We start from the raw sequence: 19,755 nt of genomic DNA, 5'->3' as shown, positions 1-19,755 counted from the left end.
TTGTCCTTATCCTTGCCTCAGTACCGGATCCGGGGATCGAGCAGGGTGTAGGCGACGTCGATGAGAAGGTTGACGACGACATAGATCAGCGACGTCAGCAGGATCATCGCCTGGATCACCGGATAGTCGCGCGCCAGCACCGCATCCACGGTGAGGCGGCCGATGCCGGGAATGTTGAACACGCTCTCGGTGACGACGACGCCGGAGATCAGCAGCGCAAAGCCGGTGCCGATCACGGTGATGACGGGCACGGCGGCATTGCGCAGCGCGTGGCGCATCATCACGGCGACCTCGTTGATGCCCTTGGCGCGCGCCGTGCGCACATAGTCCTCGCCGAGCACGTCGAGCATCGCCGCGCGCGTCATGCGCGCGATCAGCGCGATGTAGATGAAGGAGAGCGCGCAGGTCGGCAGGATCATGCGCTCGAAAAACGGTCCGAAGCCGTTAAAGATGCTGCGGAAGCCCTGCACCGGCACCCACCGCAGTTCGATCGCGAAGATCTGGATCAGGATGTAGCCGACCACGAACACCGGCACCGAGAAGCCGAGCACGGAAAGCCCCATCACGAAGCGATCGATCCAGGTGCCGTGCTTCCACGCGGCGATCACGCCGAGGGGAACCGCCACGATCACGGCGAGGATGATGGTACACAGGGCAATCGAGATCGACGGCTCGACGCGCTGGCCGATCATCTTCATGACAGGCAGATTGGAGATCAGCGAGGTCCCGAGATCGCCGTGCAGCAGCTTGTTCACCCAGGTGATGAACTGCACGATCAAGGGCTCGTTGAGGCCGAGCGAGGTGCGGATGCGCTCGAGCCGTTCCGGCGTTGCATTGTCGCCGGCGAGGATCGCGGCGGGATCGCCGGGGGTGAGGCGGAGCAGGAGGAAGACGAACAGCGCGACGACGCCCATCACGGGCACGGCGGCGAAGATTCGGCGAAGGAGATATCCGAGCAAGTTGGATCCGTCAGATTAGAGTAAATCGGCGGCAGCGGTCATAGCCTGTTCTGCCACCAGCCTAACATTTCAGCAATTCCCGTGCCATCAGGGCCACAGTTTTTGCAGTGCGGTCAGCTGTTTTGGCGACCCCTCTTCAAGGGGGCCAGCGGAGCGTGCCCGCCAGACGAAATATCGCGGCGCGCCACGCGCGCTCATCCAATCCGGTCACTCCAACGTCGCAAGCAGCCCGGCCATCAGCCGGCCGCGCTCAACGAGACTCTCGACTTCGATATACTCCTCTAACGTGTGGCCATTGGCTCCGCGCACGCCCAGGCCGTCGAGCGTCGGGATTCCCATCGCACCGGTGAAGTTGCCGTCGGAGCCGCCGCCGGAACTCGCATGCGGCAGTTCGGCGCCAAGCGACTTGGCGATGCCGCGCGCCTTCTCATACAACGCCATGGTGCCGGCATCCGGCTCCCACACCGGACGCGTCACCCCGCGCGTGACCTTGAAGGAGACATCGTTGGCCGTGCCCGACAGCGCCAGCATCCGCTCGACGCCGCGATCGAGATCGGCCTGCCGCTTGGCCATGGAGAGCGCTTCGCCGGTGGCGGTCGTGGCAACGCAGTTGACCCATTGCCCGCCATGCACGACGCCGACCGAGAAGGTGCAGTCCTCCGTCGTCATCGCGTCGATGGCGAGAATCTGCCGCGCCATCTCGCGGATCGCCGAGCGTCCCGCCGACAGCGTCGCGCCGGCGTGGCTCGGCCGGCCCGTCGCCTCGAGATTGAAGCGCGCGATGGCGTAACGTCCGGTGGTGACGCCGTTGTCGGCACGGCCGGGCTCGGGCACCAGCACATATTTGTTGCGCGCGGCTTCCGCCTCGATGATGTCGCGCGTCGAGGGCGTGCCGACTTCCTCGTCCGGCGTGAACAGCACGGTGATCGGCAGCGGCGTGGTGAAGGATGCACGCGCCAGTTGCCGGATCGCTTCCAGCGAGAGGTAGTTGCCGCCCTTCATGTCGTAGATGCCGGGGCCGTAGCACCGGTTGCCCTCGCGCCGCCATTTCAGCTTCTCGATGGTACCGACCGGGTGGACGGTATCCATATGGCCGGCGATCAGGATGCCCGGCTCGCCCTGTTTCGGATGCGGAAAGCGCGCGCGGATCACGCCGCCGAAACCTTGCCGGCCGGCGATGCGCTCGATCGTCGCACCCATGATCGCCATATCCCGCGCTGCGATATCGAGCATGCGATTCACCGCACCGGCGTCCCAGGTCGGGCTTTCGCATTCGACCCAGCCGCGCAGACCCTGGAGCATCGCCTCGGAATCGAAAGGAAGATTGGCTGGATTCATCTCAATGTCTCTCAAGCTTCGAAAGATGGAATGCGCATTGCATTGCTGCGGGGCAGGACGAGTGGAGAGTGTTGTAGAGCCAAACCGATCCTTGTGGAGCCCGTGCCCGCGCCGCCAGGGCTTGCAGCGAAACCGGATTGACGCGCTCGGCACTGTCTGCAAGTCTCGAAAGATAAAGGCATTGCATGAGGTTAGTTCGCCCAAGGAACGAGCCGCATGCTTAACCAATAACCTGCCTTTGAACAGTTTCACGTCAGGAGAAACTTTTTATGTTCCACTTCATGCGCCGGGGGCCTCGCGCGTTTGCCTCCAAACTTGCGCTGTCTGTCGTTGCGCTTTCGACGGCGCTTGCCTCGCCAGTGCTTGCAGCCGGCAAGACCATTACGGCGGTGATGCATTCGGATCTGCGCATCATCGATCCGATCTTCACCACGGCCTACATCACGCGTGACCATGGCTACATGGTCTACGACACGCTGGTGGCTCCCGATTCGAGCTTCAAGATCCAGCCGCAGATGGCGGACTGGAAGATCTCCGACGACAAGCTCACCTACACCTTCACGCTGCGCGACGGCCTGAAGTGGCATGACGGTGCGCCGGTGACGGCGGAAGATTGCGTCGCCTCGCTGAAGCGCTGGGCCGCGGTCGACGGCATGGGCCAGAAGCTCCTGGACTTCACCGCGAGCATCGAGGCGACCGACGCCAAGACCATCACGCTGAAGCTGAAGGAGCCCTACGGCCTCGTGCTCGATTCCATCGGCAAGCCGTCCTCGCGCGTCGCCTTCATGATGCCGAAGCGCCTCGCCGAGACGCCGCCGGACAAGCAGATCCCCGAGCAGATCGGCTCGGGCCCCTTCAAGTTCGTGGCATCGGAATTCCAGCCCGGCGTGAAGGCCGTCTACGTCAAGAACACCGACTACGTGCCGCGCAAGGAGCCGGCGAGCTGGACCTCCGGCGGCAAGGTGGCGAAGGTCGACCGCGTCGAATGGATCACCATGCCGGACTCGCAGACCGCCGTGAACGCGCTGCAGTCGGGCGACATCGACTTCATGGAAAACCTGCCCTACGACATGCTGCCGGTGCTGGAGGCAAACAAGGAGATCACGATCGAGGTCTCGAACAAGTTCGGCTTTCAGACGCTCGGCCGGATGAACTTCCTCTATCCGCCGTTCGACAACGTGAAGGTGCGACGTGCCGCTCTTCTGGCGATGAACCAGAAGGACGTTCTCGACGCGCTGGTCGGCAATGCCAAGTACCAGAAGATCTGCGGTGCGTTCTTCGTTTGCGATACGCCGTTCGCGACCGAGGTCGGCGCCGAGACCCTGGTGAAGGGCAATGGCATGGCGGAGGCCAAGAAGGCGCTCGCCGAGTCAGGCTATGACGGCACCCCGGTCGTGGTGATGGCGCCCGGCGACGTCACCACGCTCAAGGCCCAGCCCATCGTCGCGGCCCAGCTGCTGCGCGAAGCCGGCTTCAAGGTCGATCTGCAAGCGACCGATTGGCAGACGGTGGTGAGCCGCCGTGCCAGTCAGAAGCCGCCGAAGGAGGGTGGCTGGAACATGTTCTTCACCAACTGGGTCGCGGCCGACGTCTCCAACCCGATCGCCAATCTCTCGATCGGCGGCCAGGGCAAGAAGGGCGGCTGGTTCGGCTGGGCGGAAAGCGCCAAGATCGAGCAGCTCAAGGACGCGTTCGTCCGCGCGCCGTCGATCGACGAGCAGAAGAAGATCGCCGCCGACATCCAGAAGGAAGCCTATGAGCAGGTGATCTACATCCCGCTGGGGCAATACCTGCTGCCGAGCGGCTGGCGCAAATCGCTGACCGGCGTGCTCGACGGCCCGGCGACGCCGCTGTTCTGGAACGTCGACAAGTCGGAGTAAGGGAGGCGAATTCACGTAGCCTTCGTCGTCTTCACCACGCGGCGCCGCTGTCATCAGCGGCGCCGTTGTCTTTTGTGGTCTTGCGCCGGCGGAAAAGGCGTTGCGGCTTTTAACCTTTCCAGTTTCCAGTCATTGCTATTTGTTTCAATCTTGAAATAGATGCGTCGTCCTTACGCATCACTTTCCCTCCTCAACCTGATTCCCGTGCCGATCGATTTTGCATTCCAGGCGATGGCCGAACGGTCCGATCGCGCGCCGGCACGTTGGCGGCGGCCTTTCCTGCATTGGCTCGATGGCGTCGAGGCGGGCTGGGCCGTTCCGCTCCTCATCGGCTGCTTCGTCGCGATCTGGACGCTCTATCTGGCGATCGCCTATGCCGGCGGCGGCCTGCACCCTGATACGCTCGAGGCCTGGATGCTGGGGCAGCATTTCGCCTGGGGCTATCACAAGCATCCGCCCTTGACCGGTTGGATTGCCGCCAGCTGGACCTCTGTCTTTCCGCTCAGCGATTGGTCGTTGCAATTGATGGCGATGGCCAATGCCGGGCTTGCGCTGATCTTCGTTGATCGGATCGCGCGGCAATTCGTGACCGGGCACAAGCGCATCCTGGTGCTTTTGCTCCTGATGCTGACGCCGGTCTATCAATTCCATGCCCAGCGCTTCAATGCCAATTCGGTGCTGCTGGCGGTCTGGCCGCTGGCGACCTGGTGCTTCCTGCGCGCATTCGAGACGCGCGCCCCGCTGTGGGCGGTCGCAATGGGATGCACGACGGCGCTGGCGATGGTCGGCAAATATTATTCGATCTTTCTCGTCACGAGCTTCGCGTTTGCCGCGCTGGCGCACCCGGCGCGGCGCGCTTATTTCACCTCCGCTTCGCCCTGGATCTCGGTCGTCGTCGGGCTCGCGGCGCTGTCACCTCACGTCTATTGGCTCGCGACGACGGGCGCGTCGACCTTCACCTACGCGCTGGCGCACACCGGCGGCAACGCTGCGACCTCACTCGGCGAGGCGAGAAACTTTCTGCTGGGGCTGGCGGCGGCGATGAGCATGTCGGCCGTGTTCTGGGTGCTCGTCGCAGGAACGCGCTTGAAGCGGTTTCCCGCGGACTTCGCCGCAATGGGCCCGGGCCTGCGGCTCTTGTTCTACGTCACGATGGGCACGATCGTGCTGCCGGTGGTGACGTCGCTCGTGATGGGCACCGATCTGCCGTCGCTATGGGCGCTGCAGGGACTGTTCCTCTTCACCGTTCTCGTGGTCTGCGGGACGAGCTACCCGATCGAGCGCTTCTACACGGTCAACCTCACCGTGATCGTGGCCGGCGTCGCGCTCGCGGCCGTCCTGATCGCCGCGCCGATCCATGCCGTCTATCGCAATGATCACGGGTATGAGGAGGGCCGGAATCTTTACGCCCAGGCGGCTAGTGAATTGACGCGCGAGTGGCGGGAGCAGACCGGCGTGCCGCTGAGCGCGGTGAGTGGTGATGGTTCGCTGGCCTTCGCCTCCGCGTTCTACAGCCCCGACCATCCACGTCATGCGGCGCCCTTCGAGTACGAACAGACCTTGGGCTTGCCGCGCAAGACGTCGCTCGACCGCGGCTGGGCCGCGCTGTGTTTCCGCGACCAGGAATCTTGCACGCGGTGGATGGCGTGGGCGTCCTCGCAGACCGGGCACTTCGTCAGGCGCGAGTTCACCGTGCGGGCCACCCTGTGGGGGCGGCCCGGTCTCTCGCGGGAGGTGGTCGCTCTGATCGTGCGGCCCCGGGGAATGCGGATGATACCCAAGAGCGCTGCGGATGATTTCAGCGCCAGCAGGCGCGGTTCGGAATAGGCTCCGCGCTCAGCAATGACTATCGCGGATCTGCTCGAGGCCCTCGCTCGCCAAAGGCGTCGTCAACGTGGCCTGCTCTGCGCTCGGCTCCGAACGTTCCGTCTTCCGCCGTTCGACGTCGTGGTGGTCGTCCCGGTGTTCCGGTTCCATTGAATGTGACCTCTCGAATTGCTGCAGGACAACATCGAGGCGATCGGGAAGTTCCTTAAGCGACGGGACGATGATACGGCTTGAACAGCCGGCCCTTTTCCACCACCAGCACGATCGCGAGCGCAGCGAGCGTCGACAGGAAGAAGCCGATCGAGAACGGCAATAGCGTTCCGTCGAAGCTCTGTCCGATCGCCATGCCGACCACGATTCCGATCAGCGTCGTGATCGAGCCGTAGAGCGAGGAGGCGGTCCCGGCGATGTGGCCCTGCGGCTCCATCGCGAGCGCCGTGAAGTTGGCAACCATCATGCCGAACGAGAACATCATCAGAGCCGAGAGCACCATGAACAGAGCAAGCGGCAGGATGCCGAGCATTTCCGTCAGCAGCATCACGGCAGCGACGATTGTGTAGAGCGTCAGCGCGCCATGCGAGATCACGCGCATGCCGAGCCGCCCGACCAGTCTCGCATTGAGGAAGCCGGCGACGGCCGTGCCGGCTGCAATCGCGGCAAAGGCGAGTGGGAAGTAATGGCCGAGGTGATAGATGCCGGTGAAGACCTGCTGGGCGCAGAAGACAAAGGCAAAGAGCGCGCCGATGACGCTGCCGGCGGCCGTGGCATAGCCGATGGTCTGGCGATTGGTCAGGGTCTGCCGGAATGCCGAGAGCACATCGGCGGGCGCCAGCGATCTACGTCCGGACTCGGGGAGGGTTTCCGGCAGCCGCAGCACGCACCAGGCGAGTGCGAGCAGGCCGTACAGCATCAGTACGACGAAGATGCCGCGCCACGCCGTCACCAGCAGTACCGCCTGTCCGAACGAGGGGGCGATCACGGGCACCGCGATGAACACCATCATGGCAAGCGACATCACGCTCGCCATGCGGCGGCCGACATAGCAGTCACGCACGATCGAGGTCGCGATCACGCGCGTGGCCGAGGTGCCGAGCCCCTGCAGCGCGCGCGCCAGCAGCAGCGTCTCGAATGAGGGTGCCGCGACCGCCAGCACGCTCGCCACCGCATAGACCGCCATGCCGCCGAGCAGCACCGGCCGGCGGCCGAAGCGGTCCGACAGGGGACCCATGACGAACTGGCCGGCGCCGAAACCGATCAGGAAGGTCGACAGCACCAGCTGGAGATGGTTGGCGACGGGGATGTTGAAGGCTGCCCCGATATTGGGCAGTGCAGGCAGCATCATGTCCATCGCAAGCGGATTCAGCGCCATGATGGACGCGATCACGATGACGAATTCTGGAAATCCCATCGGGCGGTGTCCCGCGGACACCCAATCGTCGGCATTGACGTCAGACAAGAAGCTCACCTCTGAAATTGAGCGACTTTATCCATCGCTCATGCTGCGTTGCACAACCCATGTTTCGGGATGGCTGGCAGGCGGAGGAGGGGCGGACAAGAATTGGTGAGGGGAAGCCCCCGCGCGAGCCGACCGCGGGTCCTGCTATGGCCCGGAAACCAGTGATTCACCATCCCTCCCTAAAGATCGGCGCCGAGCGGGGCAGGTCGGGTCCGGCGGGATGAAACGGAAACGCCTCCTGTCCACTGTGGCGGCCGATCGATGAGGCGCCGCGCCGGCGCCGAGAGAAACCAGGCCAAACAAGGTATCCGATTGTGTCTGATGTCAGCGGTACAGCACGTTGGTTGGAGCCCTCGGCCGACATGGCTTCGAGGCGTAACCTCTGGCTTGCCTGCCTGATCGCACTGACCGCGCTTCTGGTGATCGGCAATCTCGCCAGCGACGTCGGGCTCGATGTGAAATATGGCTGGGACACTCGCGTCAATTGCGCGGCGGTGGATGCCTATGCCGGCGGACTCGATCCCTACTTCGTCAAGAACCTGAAGGGCACCAAGCTCTCTTACCCCTATCTGCCGGTGACGCTGGAGGCCTTCCGTCCCTTTTGCGCGGATGGCATTCTGGTCGCTCATTACAAAACTATCTTTCCCGTGCTGGCCGTGCTCTGCGGCCTTCTCTTGCCAGGTCTTGGCTTGCCCGGTCTTGGCGTGCCCGGTCTTGGCCGAGCGCGCCCGAGCGCTCGCGACGTTGGGCTCAGGGTGCTCTGCGCGCTCGGCGCATTCGTCGGTTTCGAATGGGTCCAGGCGTCGGGCAACTTCGCGATCCTGAGCGGCGTGCTGACCGCGATCGCGCTGAGGCTTCTGCTTTCTCCGCCCGCATCCGGAGCGGCAGAGGACCGCAGCTTTCCGTCGCGCCTCGCTGGCGCCGCGCTGCTCGGCCTCGTGATGTCGTTCAAGCTGGTGTTCTTTCCCGTGCTGGCCGCGCTGTACTTCCTGCCGCTGCCGCGCCGCCGCAAGCTGATGCTGATCGCGATGGCTGTGTTCAGCTTCGCCTTGCCGATCCTGATATCGCGGCTGGCATACCCCGATCTGTTCGCGAGCTGGCAACTTGCGGTGGCCGGAAAGATTCCGGACCAGCACCTCGTCGAGCTGTTCGAGAGCAATCCGTCCCTGCTGCTGCTGGCGCGGGATCTGATGGGGCATGTGGGCCTGATCGATAGCAAACCGGCGATCTTCGCAACCTATGCCTTCGCCGTGACCGCACTGGTGCTCGTGCCGTTCGCCCTGTCCATCCTGCGCTTGATCGGGAGCCGCCCGGCGCACGAGGGAGATTCGCTTCCTGCGCGAGTGGATCGCTGGCTGATGGATCACCCCCGTGCAGCCATGCGCATCACGGTGCTGGCGATGTTTGCGCTCTATCTCAGCTCGCCGCGCCTCAAGGAATATGCCTTCTTCGAGCTCGCGCTCTATGCCGCGATCCTGCTGGTCGATCTTCCAGCCAGGGCACTGGCCGCCGCGCTCACCGTCGGTCTCCTGATGCCCTCATTGATCTTCGTGACGGGGAGTTCCCCCGAGGACAATTCCATCCAGCTCTTCAGCGGGCTGATGTTCTTCTGGGTCCTGCTGCTCGACGCCCGTCATGCGGGCCGGGTGCCGGACACGGTCCAGCTATAGCCGTGGCGGTGGTAGAGCCGAACATCCCCGAATCCGCCATCCGACAGCAGTGCCTCCGCTTCGGCGCGCGTGTAGTATTTCGCGTAGGCGGGATTGAGCTGATCGTAGATGGTCAAGCGGCGAACGCTGCGCGGAAACTTCGCCAGCACCGAACGCATGTAGGACCGCATCGGTAGCGGCAATATCCGGCACAGCCCGATATAGGCTGTCAGCGCCCATTCCAGACCATGCGACAGCACCACCAGCAGCCGGTGCGGCAGCAGCACGGTGAGCTTGCGCAGCGGGATCGCGAGCGACAGATAGGTCTCGTTGCCTTCGTAGCCGTAGAGCCAGACGATGCAGCGTCCGCCGGGGCGCAACGCATCATAGGCCGCGTGAACCACCGGCGCCGGCTCGGGGATGTGATGCAGCACCCCCATCGAAACCACATAGTCGAGCCCGAGATCGGGCGGCAAGCGGTCGCCGGGCGCCTGCAAATAGTCGATGCGCTCCGCGCGGGCCGCCGTGTTGTCCTTCAGGACCAGCATGGCATCGGAGGGTTCGACCGCGACGACACGATCCGCTCCGGCATCGAGCAGCATGTTGACGATGCGTCCCGTGCCGCTCCCGATATCGGCGATCCGCTTGCCCTTGACCTCGTCGAGGGAAAGCAACGGACCGAACAGATCGGCAAGCAGGTCCGCCGAGCCGTAATAGGCGGGGTTTTCGCGGAACGCGGTCCATTGCTCGCCGAAATCGTTGATCGTCTGGTCCTTCAGGTCCGGCATGTGCCCGCTCCCTACGCTCGGCGCGGCGAGGGGGTCGCAAGCCCCGTCAACCAGATGCCCAGCGTCAGGATCGGCCACAGCGCGAACGCATTGTCGCTCCTGGCCTCGCGATGCGCAGTCCACAGCAGCCGGATCGCCTCCGGTTTCAGGAAGGGCGCAAAAACGTCGGCCTCCCTGTCGAGCACCCGGTCGCAGATCGGCCGCAGCCCACCGCGTCGCATCAGTTGCGCGATCGGCACGTTGAAGCCGCGCTTGCGCGACCATGCGGCCTCTCCCGGCATGCCCAGGCGCTCGGCGAGTTTGCGCAACACATATTTCGGTGCGCCCTTGGGCCAGGGATTGAGCAGCGAGACATCGAGGCTGCCGGCGAGGTCCATGACCCGTCGATCGAGGATCGGCACGCGCACTTCGAGACCATGCGCCATGCTCATGGCATCGACCTTGGTGAGGACGCTTTGCAGATGGAAGCGCTGGTCGGCGATCAGCGCCCGATCCAGCACGTTGTCATGCGGCTCCGAATAATATTCGGCGTATTCCGCGAACGGGTCAGTCGATGCAAGATCGGCCATACCGCGGTCATAGATCTTCTCGGCGAGAAAGCGGGGAACGAGCCGCCGCCATTGCAGATGCGGGCTGTTGCCGGCTTCGCCCAACCCGAGTGCGAAGCGGGCGAGTTGCGCCGCTGCCGGAAGCCGCTTCTCGTTGCCGCGCACCGACGCATAGGCGAGGCGTCCGGTCAGCCCGGCAAGGCCGCGCGGAACGACGTGGCGCGCGCGCTCCGCCATCATGGTCGCGGCATAGGTCTCATATCCGGCGAAGAACTCGTCTCCGCCATCGCCGGACAGAACCACCGTGGAATGCCGGCGGACCGCACCAGCCAGATGATAGAAGCCCAGCGCGCCCGTGTCGGCGCATTGGCCGTCGAAATGATAGACCACCGCCCGCAGCGACGCCTCGGCATCCTCGCCCGCTTCCCCGTCGATGACGTTGAGCGACAGGCCGGCGGCGGTGGCGATCTGCTGCGCCACCGCGGTTTCATCATGGCTTTTCTCGGTGAAGCCGGCCGTGAACAGCGGCGGCTTCAAGCCGAGTCGGCCGAGCGTCAGGCTGATCAGCGAACTGTCGATGCCGCCGCTCTGCAGCACGGCGAGCGGCACGTCGCTCACCATCTGGCTTTTGACCACGGTCTCGATCGTCGATTGCAGCCGGACAACGGCTTCGTCGAGGTCGCGGATCGCAGGCGCACGCACCGGCCGCCAGAAGCGTCGCTCGGTTCGCTCGCGCTCGGTGAATCCGATCATCGTGCCGGGCGGGAGCTGCTTGATGTCCTGGTACAGGCTCGTTTGCGTCCCTGGATGGCCTGCGGCGAGATAGGTATGCAGGGCCACGGGATCGATCCGCGCGGTGAGGTCTCCGCCCGCCGTAAGTCCCTTGATCTCGCTTGCGAACAGAACGCGGCTGCCGTTCTCGGAATAATACAGCGGCTTGATCCCGATGCCGTCGCGCGCCAGGATCAGGCGGCGCTCCTGCCGATCCCACAGGCCGATCGCGAAAAATCCCTCCAGGCGTTCGAACATCGCCTCACCCCAGGCGAGATACGCGTAAGGGAGGATCTCGGTGTCGCAGGTGCTGCGAAAGCGGACGCCGAACGATCGCTCGAGCTCGCTGCGCAACTCGTGATCGTTGTAGATCTCTCCATTGTAGGTGACGACGATGCGTTCCGAGGCATCGAGCATCGGCTGGCGCCCGGCATCGGAGAGATCGCGGATGGCGAGCCGGCGGTGGGCGAGGCCGACGGGGCCGTCCAGCCAGGTGCTCTCGCCGTCCGGCCCGCGATGGACCAGCGCTGCCGACATCGCCGCAACCGCACGGCCGTCGGCGGGCCGACCGTCACGATGAAAGATGCCCGCTATGCCGCACATCGCGTTCCCTTGCCGCGGGAGGTCATGGTCGCTGATTCATGATCTGCTTCAGCAGCACCGCGAGCAGTCCCATGGCGACGACGAGAATGCTGAGCAGGATCGCGCCGACGCCCAGCACGAAGGCGCTGACGACCTGCAGGATGATCCCGCCGATCAGCGAGACCAGCGCGAGCGCCATGCACATCATCGCCAGCAGCACGAAGATCTTCAGCGGATTGTAGTAGGTGCAGGCCTCCAGGACGTATTGCAGCGTCCGAATGGAGTCGCGGAACAGGTTCACCTTGGAGCGGCCGATGCGCTCCTTGTAGTCGATGTCGATGTAGTCGACGAACTTCGCGTTCATCATGTAGGCGAGCGTCAGCGACGTCGTGAAGCTGAAGAGGTCGCTGACATGCTCGAAATAGGAGATCGCGACCTGCCGGCCGAACACGCGCAGGCCGGAATTGATGTCGGGGATCTCGCGGTTGGCGGTGAATTCGACGATCGCCTTGAGGATCGCGCGCAATGGCGATTTCAGCCTCGACTCGCGGTAGTTGGGCCCGGTCCGGGCGCCGACGACCATGTCGAACCCCTGGTTGAAGCGCGCGACCAGCGCCGGGATCGTCTCCATCGGGTAGGAGCCATCCGCGTCGCTGATGACGATCGTGTCGTAGGACGCAGCGCGAATTCCATCCTTCAGCGAGCGGCCATAGCCGATGTTGTGGGGATGCCTCAGCACCTTTGCACCGGCCTGTTCGGCAAGCTCGCCGGTGCCGTCGGCCGAACCATCGTCGACAATGATGATCTCATAGGGAGTGAGCTGAGCGCCGTCGAGGGCCGCCTTGGCTCGATCAATGGTTTCAACGATGCCGTTGCGCTCGTTGAGCGCAGGAATGACGACTGAAATCATAAGCGGCGTGCAATGCAGGTGACGGATTGCCCAAAGAAGCTTCGCGAGAGCGGATCGAGCGCCCGCGACAGCGGCACGGCATATTTGTCGAACAGGGCGATCTGCCCGTTGACGGCGGCATCGTTCAGCGACTGATGCCGCTTCAGACGATTGGCAAGCCATCCCAGCCCGCCGATCGGATTGAAGTAATTCAGCCGGACCAGCTCGACCGGTTGATCGGCGAGCAGCTTGGCGAGGCGCGCGGTGGTGTAGCGGCGGCAGTGTCCCGCCAGGCGATCGAGATCGTTGTAGAGCAGCATCAGGGCGGGAACGCTGATCAGGAGATGGCCGCCGGGCTTGAGCACCTGGACCAAATTGGCAACCGCCGTGGCGTCATCCTCGATGTGCTCGAGCACATTGATGGTGAAGACCGCATCGACGCCTTGGGGAAACAGGGAACTCAGCTGATCGCGGACCAGAATGTCGCAGACGGCGTACTTGCGATCGGGCATCGCCTTGGCGGCACGTTCGACGCTTTCGCGGTCGTGGTCCACGCCGCAATAATCGCCCAGCTCGCCCAGCACTCTGCTGTAGAGCCCATGCCCGAACCCGACCTCGAGGATCGCACCCTTCAGGTAGGGACGGAACTGGTCGATAACCCAGTTCATGTAGTTCTGCGCGTCGGCGATTGCGCTCGAATAGGTATCGGCCCCGACTTTCAGGCCTTCCGTCGTGGACTGGGCGGGAAAGGAGGTTTGAGCCATGGAGCCTGCGCCTTGTTCTCGCTCGGGTTAGCAGCGAGCGCCACATTTCTCAAGGACATGTGCAGCACAATCGCCTTAAAGTTGACGGCTCGTGCGACAGGAACATGATGTGCTCCGACGCGCGCTCGATGCGCTGAAATCCCGCCTCGATCATCGATCCGTCGCCTGCTTTCGGTGAAGCGGCTGCTTGGACTCGGGCGAGGGCGATCTTCAGATGCTGAAGCCGTGCAACAGAGCTGTTGGGCAGATCGAGACGTCACCGGAGGCGTGTTCGATGATCGCTCAGCTGAAGCGGAGGGTAGACCGCCTTCATCGCGGAGCATCAAATCTCGTGGTGCGGGCAGCCGGGGTCGAACCGGCACAGCGCTTGCGCACCGAGGGATTTTAAGTCCCTTGCGTCTACCAATTCCGCCATGCCCGCTTGATCCAACGAGATCAAACACTTAAGTCCATCCTGGCCGTCTGGAATTGGCGCGTTGCGAGCCCGGAGGGACGGTTCTTCCTTAAGCGAGCCGGGCGCACAAGGCAAAGCCTCAATCCGGACATCTGTTGTTGCTTTAGGCATTCTCAATCCACGGGGACTATTCATCCGGCATGGCTGCTTCGTTTTCCACTTCGCCGCGCGGCTTCGGCGCGCTCCTCGCGCTGCTTGCGGCCGGCGCCGCGCTGTCCGGCTGCGCCGGCATGAGCGAGACGGTCGCGCCGGCCTTTGCCGATCCCGCCAAATACGAATTGTACGACTGCAAGCAGCTGGAGACCGAGCGCAAGTCGCTCGCCAAGCGCACTGACGATTTGCGGGGGTTGATGGAGAAGGCGGAGACCGGGACGGGTGGCGCCGTGGTGTCCGAGCTCGCCTATCGCAACGACTATGTTGCCGTGCGCGGGTCGGCGCAAATGGCCGAGGACGCCTGGCGCCGCAACAAGTGCCGGGAAACGCCGCCGGAGGCGACCCCGCCTGCCACGCAATTGTCGCCCGCGGCGGCTGGCAAGCCCGCTTCGAAATCCGGGAAAATGTCCCGCTGAGGCGCCGCGCTGGAGGCGCTTCGCATCAGGGCCGCCAGCCGTAGATCCAGTCCTGCCGCGCCAGCATGCGGTCCGGGCCGAGCGCGCGGATCGCAAGATCGCGTGCGGCCGCAAGCGGCCCGCCGAGATGATAGATGCGGCCCTGCTGCCGCGCGGTCCGCTGCACCCGCCGCACCCGCGCCTGACGGGCACGGCCGTATTGCGTCAGCGCAGCACTGATGCCTGCCGTGCTCTCGGCGGCTTCAAAGCTCAGATGCCGGGCGAGCACCGCGGCATCCTCGATCGCCATGCCGGCGCCCTGGGCCGCAAAAGGCAGCATCGCATGCACGGCATCGCCGAGCAGCGCCACCGGACCTCTGCTCCAGGGGCAGCCGTCGGGCACGCCGAACAGCGCCCATTTCCGCCAGCTGTCGACCGTGGCCAGCATCATCCGCGCCGAGGCCGGCCAGCGCGGCGCGGCGAAGGCGTCCATCACTTCCAGCGGATCGCCGGGCGTGCTCCAGCCCGGCCTGTTCCAGGTGCCCGGCAGCACAGCGACCACGTTGATCTGGCGTCCGCCCGCGATCGGATAGGCGACGAGATGGGCGTTCGGCCCCATCCACAGCTGCACCCGGCGCGCGGTGTAGTCCTTTGGCAGTTGCGTGGCATCCAGCGTGCCGCGCCAGGCGATCAGCCCGGAGAAGCGCGGCTGCACCTCGGGAAACAGATGCTGGCGGACCGTCGACCAGATGCCGTCGGCGCCGATCAGCGCGCTGGCGAGATCGCTGCGGCGGATCGTGCCGCTGCGATGGACCACCGTCAGCCCCTTGGCATGAGGCGCGACATCTTCGAAGGTCGCGCCCAGCTTGAGGTCGATGTCGGGATGATCGGCGACAGCACCGGCCAGCGCGGATTGCAGGTCGGCGCGGTGCACTACCCAATAGGGAGCGCCGGCCCGCAGCGAAGCTGCCTCGCCGAGCGGCATGCGCAAAAGCTCGCCGCCGGCCCGCGCGCTCATGATCGAGACCGCCTCCGGGATGACGGCGCGCAGCCTGAGGCGCTCGGTGAGGCCGAGCTCGACCAGCACGCGGCTGGCATTGGGGGAGAGTTGCAGGCCGGCGCCGACTTCCTCGAGCCGCTCGGCCTTTTCCAGCACAACGATGCGGAAGCCGCGGGCTGCCAGCGCCAGCGCGGCCGTCAGTCCACCGATGCCGGCACCGGCGATGACAATCGTGCGGGAGAGCGCCACCCCTGACCGATGGAAACGGTCAGGCCACCTTGTCCTTCAGGACGCATTCCGGCGGGCGGGCTTCGCCCGCCTTCAGATCGGCCGCGAAGCGGTACAGCGTCGAGCAGTAGGGGCAGATGATCTCGTTGTCGTTGCCGAGGTCGAGGAAGACGTGCGGATGGTCGAACGGAGGGTTGGCGCCAACGCACATGAACTCTTGCGAGCCGATCTCGATGACGGGGACACCGGCATCGTTATGGAAGTGCGGGACGACATGGTCGGACATCGTAACTCATCCTGGAGTGGCAATGGCGGCAGACACAATCACGAACTGACGCGGCATCTTTAAGGCGCCGCGGACCATACTGGTGGGTGTGGATGATTGCTAGTCCAGCGGAACCGAAAGGTTCGCAATTGCCCCATGCTCATTTGCTCATGCAAATTCGACACAATCTTAAGGCCTGAGAGAAGCCCTTCTTTCGTCGGGGACGTTGTGTCGCAATTTTGGCATACTATGTCTGTGGACGAGCAAATTTGCGCCGAAAGACGAATCGACCGGCGCAAGGGATCCCAGGGACTTCCGGGCTTTTCCACATGAAGTGGCTGCGAATCACCACAGCGTTGACCGGTATCGCCGCGTGCGGCTTCATGCTCGCGCAGGTAGCACCGCACGCCCGCGAGGCCGGCGCGATCCTCGCCGCCCAGGATGATCCGGCCGTGCTCTCCGAGCTGAAGCTCGATGCATTGCTGCGGCAGAACGACCATCTGGTTCAGGACAACATCGAGGCCGCACTCGCCGCCGGCGATGCGGATCTCGCCGACAGTTTTGTCGCGCTCGCGCGCGACCGCAACATCGCGCTGCCCGACGACCTCCTGGGCCGCGTCAATGACGCGGTCAAAGCCGAAAGCTCCACCTCGCATTTCGCCAAACGTTTCGCCACCGGCCTCGTCACCGGCAATGCCGACGATGTCGCGAGCCTCTCGGGGACGGTGGCGGGCGATCTCTTCGTGATCGGCGACATCAGGGACGTGGTGCGCGAGGGCAAGCATCTTGCCATGGGCGAGGACACCGACCGGCTCGTGCTCGGGCTTGCGGCGGCCGGCCTTGCGGTGACGGCGGCAACCTACGTGTCCGTCGGTGGTGCCGCGCCGGTGCGCGCCGGACTGACGCTGGTGAAGGATGCACGCAAAGTCGGGCGGCTCGGCGAGGGGCTGGCGGTCTGGGCCGGCCGTTCCGCGCGCGAGGTCGTCGACACGCCGGCGCTGTGGAATGCGGTGGTATCAGGCTCGGTGCTGCGGCCGGGCGAGACCGTCAGCGCGATCAAGGCGGCGTTCCGGGCCGAGAAGGCCGGTGCGCTGGTCCGGCTCGGCAAGGATGTCACGCGCGTCGCCGAGAAGACCGGCACGCGCGGGGCGATGGACACGCTGCGCATCGCCGAAGGTCCCAAGGATGTCGCGCGCGCGGCGCGGCTTGCCGAAGCGCAAGGCGGCAAGACGCGCGCGATCATGAAGCTTTTGGGTCGGGGCGCCCTGCTGCTGATCGGCGGCGCGTTCAATCTGGCGCTCTGGCTGCTCAGCGCGGCACTGACGCTGTTCGGCCTTCTCTCCTCCATCAAGGCGACCACCGAGCGCCTGACCCAGGCCTGGTGCGATCGCAAACGGGCGCGGCGGCTTCGCCGTGCCCGGATCGCCGCGGAAGCTGCTCTGGCCAACGCGGCCGTCACGGCGTGAGGCGCGCGGCGCTCCAGGCTATTGTTTGAGCATGATGTTGCCGGAAAACCGCTGCACGCTTTGCCGGATCGTGCTCTAAGATCAATCACTCCCCACAACACCACGGAACTGCTGATGCCGAGCTTTCACAACGGCGCCGTTGAAATTGCCTATCTCGATGAAGGCGAGGGCGATCCGATCATCCTGGTGCACGGCTTTGCCTCGAGCAAGAACGTGAACTGGGTCTATCCGACCTGGGTCTCGGAGCTGCGCAAGAACGGCCGCCGCGTGATTGCGCTCGACAATCGCGGCCATGGCGAAAGCGCAAAGCTCTACGAGCCCGCGCAGTATTCGATCCCGACCATGGCCGGCGACGTGCTTGCGCTGATGGATCATCTCGCCATCCCGCAGGCCGACATCATGGGTTATTCGATGGGCGGACGGATGGCGGCGTGGCTCTCCCTCAACGAGCCGCAGCGCCTGCGCTCGGCAATCCTCGGCGGCATCGGCATCGGCGGCCTGATCGAGGGCACGGGCCCCGGCGAGAACGTCGCCAAGGCGCTGGAAGCGCCAGATCTCGACGACGTCACCGATCCCGTCGGCCGCACCTTTCGCGCGTTCGCCGATCAGACCCGCTCCGACCGCCGTGCGCTGGCCGCCTGCCTGCGCGGCACACGCGACCTCATGACGAGGGACGAAGCTGCGCGTATCGACGTGCCCGTGCTGATCGCGGTCGGCACCACCGACGACGTCGCAGGAAGTGCCAGCGCGCTCGGTGCGATCATCCCCGGCTCCGAAGTGCTCGACATTCCGAACCGCGACCACATGCGCGCGGTCGGCGACAAGGTCTACAAGACCGGCGTGCTGGATTTCCTCTCGCGCCGCGGCTGAGGCATGGTGTCTGAGGCCAGGAGGTTGTTGCCCCGCTATCCTGAAATGTCCCATCACAAGGGGCTGTCCGCTCCCTTCAGGTCCGCGCGAACCCGGGGCGCTTGCACGTAAGATGCCCCCCGCGTGAGGCGGCTATTTTGGGAGGCGACTGTAATCTATGCCCAGCCCGGGCGCGTCGCTCCGCCTCTTCGACTCGAAGGCGGAGATCTTCCAGTTCTGAGAGTCGGGAAGAGAGGTCGTTCAGCCGTTGGGCGAAGAGGATCGCGCAAGACTCCTTCATCAACGCCTCCCGCTCCAAGCTCGGGCCGACTGCGTTGCCCTAGGGGATGGGCGGCGGGAAAACAGGATACCCGTCCAACCGTTCCACTTGCCGTTGAGGCTATGACTTTCGGCATATGGTCCTAACCTGGCGAGGGCACCAAAATTCTCGAAAGAGAGACTTGGCTGGTACGCCGGCCAAATCTCGATTTTTGGCATCGAGGTGCTTGTATGTCCTTTGACGCGATGGCCGCGGCGGTCGATTGGTTAGATGCCTACCGCGCCGGCGATGTTGACACGATCTTGCGGATGTACGCTGAAGACGCGGTCATCGTCTGCGGTTGCGGTTGCACGAAGACCATTACAGGGCCCGAAGGTCATCGCGCGTATTGGGTCGATCGGATGATCCAATATCCTGCGTCGAAGCTCGACAACTTACAGCAGGCGGAGGAGGGAGCGCTGATCTCTTACGTCGTGCGTGAAGGCCTGGTCAGCGCGGTCTTGAAGTTCAACGCCGCTGGCCAGGTAGCGGTGCACACCTGCGGACCTTCAAACTGACGTGCGATAGGAAAGCCGCCATCGCGGGCAACGGGATGCGAGCTGGTGCCTCTCCCGGGAACACGGTCCTTCCGCTCGATCGGGAAACACGTGGTAACCCATTTGTGGTTCCGGCAGCCGCGATCCTCGCTTTCCCGAGGCCCTTTTCGCCTGTGCGTTCAGGATTGGGCTCGGAGGAGCACCGCTATGAGCGCGGCAGCCAAGATCACTAGCCATATCAACGAGACGATCGTGGAGGCGAAGTGCCAATCTACGTCGCGGCGCCTGGGGTGCATTGTGTCTCCTTCCGGAGGCCGCGCGTCGGCTCAGCGGCCTCTATCGTCCTTCCCGTTGGGGCTGCCATCGCGGCCGCCATTGCCCCAGCCATTGTTGCCATGGTGCTGATGGTCGTGGTGAACCGCCCTCGCGCCAGACTGTGCAATCGCGTTGGACGTGAGGGACGTTGATAGCAAAAGGGTGATGGTCGGCGGCGTCACGGCGGCGAACTTTCCGCAGGTCTTCAAGAATTCCCGTCGGTCGTCGTCTTGGTCTGGCATTGCAGTGTCTCCAGAGGGGTAAAGCGATTAAATCATATTAAATAAATTAAATAAATTAAATTTTGTTCCTGGGAACGGGCGGGAATTCCGGCGCCGGGCGCTGACCTTTCGGCATCCTGGA

General features: G+C 64.3%; 17 protein-coding genes and 1 tRNA gene. 7 read left to right on the top strand and 11 right to left on the bottom strand.

The window, feature by feature from the left end; all coding sequences use genetic code 11:
- Positions 1–17: 17 nt before the first annotated feature.
- Complete coding sequence (locus tag IC66_RS0128355; protein WP_028141176.1) at positions 18–959, bottom strand: ABC transporter permease; 942 nt, start codon at positions 957–959, stop codon at positions 18–20.
- Positions 960–1,166: 207 nt separating this feature from the next.
- Positions 1,167–2,297, bottom strand: a complete 1,131-nt coding sequence (locus IC66_RS0128350) for a M20/M25/M40 family metallo-hydrolase (RefSeq protein WP_028141175.1) — start codon at positions 2,295–2,297, stop codon at positions 1,167–1,169.
- A 269-nt stretch (positions 2,298–2,566) separates the two neighbouring features.
- Between IC66_RS0128350 and IC66_RS0128345 the strand changes: the two genes are divergently transcribed.
- Positions 2,567–4,177: an ABC transporter substrate-binding protein gene (locus IC66_RS0128345; protein WP_028141174.1), complete on the top strand. Its 1,611-nt coding sequence runs from the start codon at positions 2,567–2,569 to the stop codon at positions 4,175–4,177.
- Between the two features lie 159 nt (positions 4,178–4,336).
- A complete protein-coding gene (locus IC66_RS0128340; protein ID WP_049802010.1) occupies positions 4,337–6,004 on the top strand; it encodes a glycosyltransferase family 39 protein in 1,668 nt (555 codons plus the stop codon).
- 205 nt (positions 6,005–6,209) lie between these two features.
- Here IC66_RS0128340 and IC66_RS0128330 read toward each other — a convergent pair whose 3' ends face one another.
- The gene (locus IC66_RS0128330; protein WP_038949929.1) at positions 6,210–7,460 is read right to left on the bottom strand and encodes a multidrug effflux MFS transporter; all 1,251 of its coding nucleotides are present in this window, start codon (positions 7,458–7,460) and stop codon (positions 6,210–6,212) included.
- 362 nt (positions 7,461–7,822) lie between these two features.
- Between IC66_RS0128330 and IC66_RS0128325 the strand changes: the two genes are divergently transcribed.
- Positions 7,823–9,130 (top strand): hypothetical protein, encoded by a 1,308-nt coding sequence (locus tag IC66_RS0128325; protein ID WP_049806660.1) that lies wholly within the window; start codon positions 7,823–7,825, stop codon positions 9,128–9,130.
- Here the strand turns inward: IC66_RS0128325 and IC66_RS0128320 are convergent.
- From IC66_RS0128320 to IC66_RS0128300, 5 genes are all read right to left on the bottom strand, one after another.
- Positions 9,094–9,897, bottom strand: a complete 804-nt coding sequence (locus tag IC66_RS0128320) for a class I SAM-dependent methyltransferase (protein WP_028141170.1) — start codon at positions 9,895–9,897, stop codon at positions 9,094–9,096. The genes IC66_RS0128325 and IC66_RS0128320 overlap by 37 nt on opposite strands.
- An 11-nt stretch (positions 9,898–9,908) precedes the next feature.
- Positions 9,909–11,819 carry an asparagine synthase (glutamine-hydrolyzing) gene (gene asnB / locus IC66_RS0128315; protein ID WP_038949927.1) on the bottom strand — a complete coding sequence of 637 codons (1,911 nt, stop codon included), beginning with the start codon at positions 11,817–11,819 and terminating at the stop codon, positions 9,909–9,911.
- 22 nt (positions 11,820–11,841) lie between these two features.
- Positions 11,842–12,708 (bottom strand): glycosyltransferase family 2 protein, encoded by an 867-nt coding sequence (locus IC66_RS0128310; protein ID WP_028141168.1) that lies wholly within the window; start codon positions 12,706–12,708, stop codon positions 11,842–11,844.
- Complete coding sequence (locus tag IC66_RS42700) at positions 12,705–13,451, bottom strand: class I SAM-dependent methyltransferase (RefSeq protein WP_049806657.1); 747 nt, start codon at positions 13,449–13,451, stop codon at positions 12,705–12,707. Before IC66_RS42700 ends, IC66_RS0128310 begins: the two co-directional genes overlap by 4 nt.
- A 332-nt stretch (positions 13,452–13,783) precedes the next feature.
- Positions 13,784–13,872: transfer RNA gene (locus IC66_RS0128300), tRNA-Leu, on the bottom strand.
- Positions 13,873–14,045: 173 nt separating this feature from the next.
- On the opposite strand from IC66_RS0128300, the gene IC66_RS0128295 reads away from it, so the two are divergent.
- Positions 14,046–14,474, top strand: a complete 429-nt coding sequence (locus IC66_RS0128295) for a hypothetical protein (protein ID WP_028141167.1) — start codon at positions 14,046–14,048, stop codon at positions 14,472–14,474.
- 25 nt (positions 14,475–14,499) lie between these two features.
- Here IC66_RS0128295 and IC66_RS0128290 read toward each other — a convergent pair whose 3' ends face one another.
- Positions 14,500–15,702: an FAD-dependent monooxygenase gene (locus tag IC66_RS0128290; protein WP_028141166.1), complete on the bottom strand. Its 1,203-nt coding sequence runs from the start codon at positions 15,700–15,702 to the stop codon at positions 14,500–14,502.
- 19 nt (positions 15,703–15,721) lie between these two features.
- Positions 15,722–15,967, bottom strand: a complete 246-nt coding sequence (locus tag IC66_RS0128285; RefSeq protein ID WP_007602543.1) for a zinc-finger domain-containing protein — start codon at positions 15,965–15,967, stop codon at positions 15,722–15,724.
- Positions 15,968–16,275: 308 nt separating this feature from the next.
- Here IC66_RS0128285 and IC66_RS0128280 point away from each other — a divergent pair, with 308 nt between their 5' ends.
- The 3 genes from IC66_RS0128280 to IC66_RS0128270 all read left to right on the top strand — a co-directional run bounded on the left by IC66_RS0128280 (position 16,276) and on the right by IC66_RS0128270 (position 19,098).
- The gene (locus IC66_RS0128280; RefSeq protein WP_038949925.1) at positions 16,276–17,412 is read left to right on the top strand and encodes a hypothetical protein; all 1,137 of its coding nucleotides are present in this window, start codon (positions 16,276–16,278) and stop codon (positions 17,410–17,412) included.
- Between the two features lie 114 nt (positions 17,413–17,526).
- Positions 17,527–18,282 carry an alpha/beta fold hydrolase gene (locus tag IC66_RS0128275; protein WP_028141164.1) on the top strand — a complete coding sequence of 252 codons (756 nt, stop codon included), beginning with the start codon at positions 17,527–17,529 and terminating at the stop codon, positions 18,280–18,282.
- 489 nt (positions 18,283–18,771) lie between these two features.
- Complete coding sequence (locus IC66_RS0128270) at positions 18,772–19,098, top strand: nuclear transport factor 2 family protein (protein ID WP_028141163.1); 327 nt, start codon at positions 18,772–18,774, stop codon at positions 19,096–19,098.
- A 305-nt stretch (positions 19,099–19,403) separates the two neighbouring features.
- On the opposite strand, the gene IC66_RS0128265 is transcribed toward IC66_RS0128270, so the two are convergent.
- The gene (locus tag IC66_RS0128265; RefSeq protein WP_038949924.1) at positions 19,404–19,634 is read right to left on the bottom strand and encodes a hypothetical protein; all 231 of its coding nucleotides are present in this window, start codon (positions 19,632–19,634) and stop codon (positions 19,404–19,406) included.
- Between the last annotated feature and the right edge of the window lie 121 nt (positions 19,635–19,755).

It is taken from the genome of Bradyrhizobium genomosp. III (assembly GCF_000261705.1).
Taxonomy (GTDB): Bacteria; Pseudomonadota; Alphaproteobacteria; order Rhizobiales; family Xanthobacteraceae; genus Bradyrhizobium; species Bradyrhizobium ottawaense.
The sequence above is the reverse complement of the archived record's forward strand: the minus strand, read 5'-3'. Positions and strand labels throughout refer to the sequence as shown.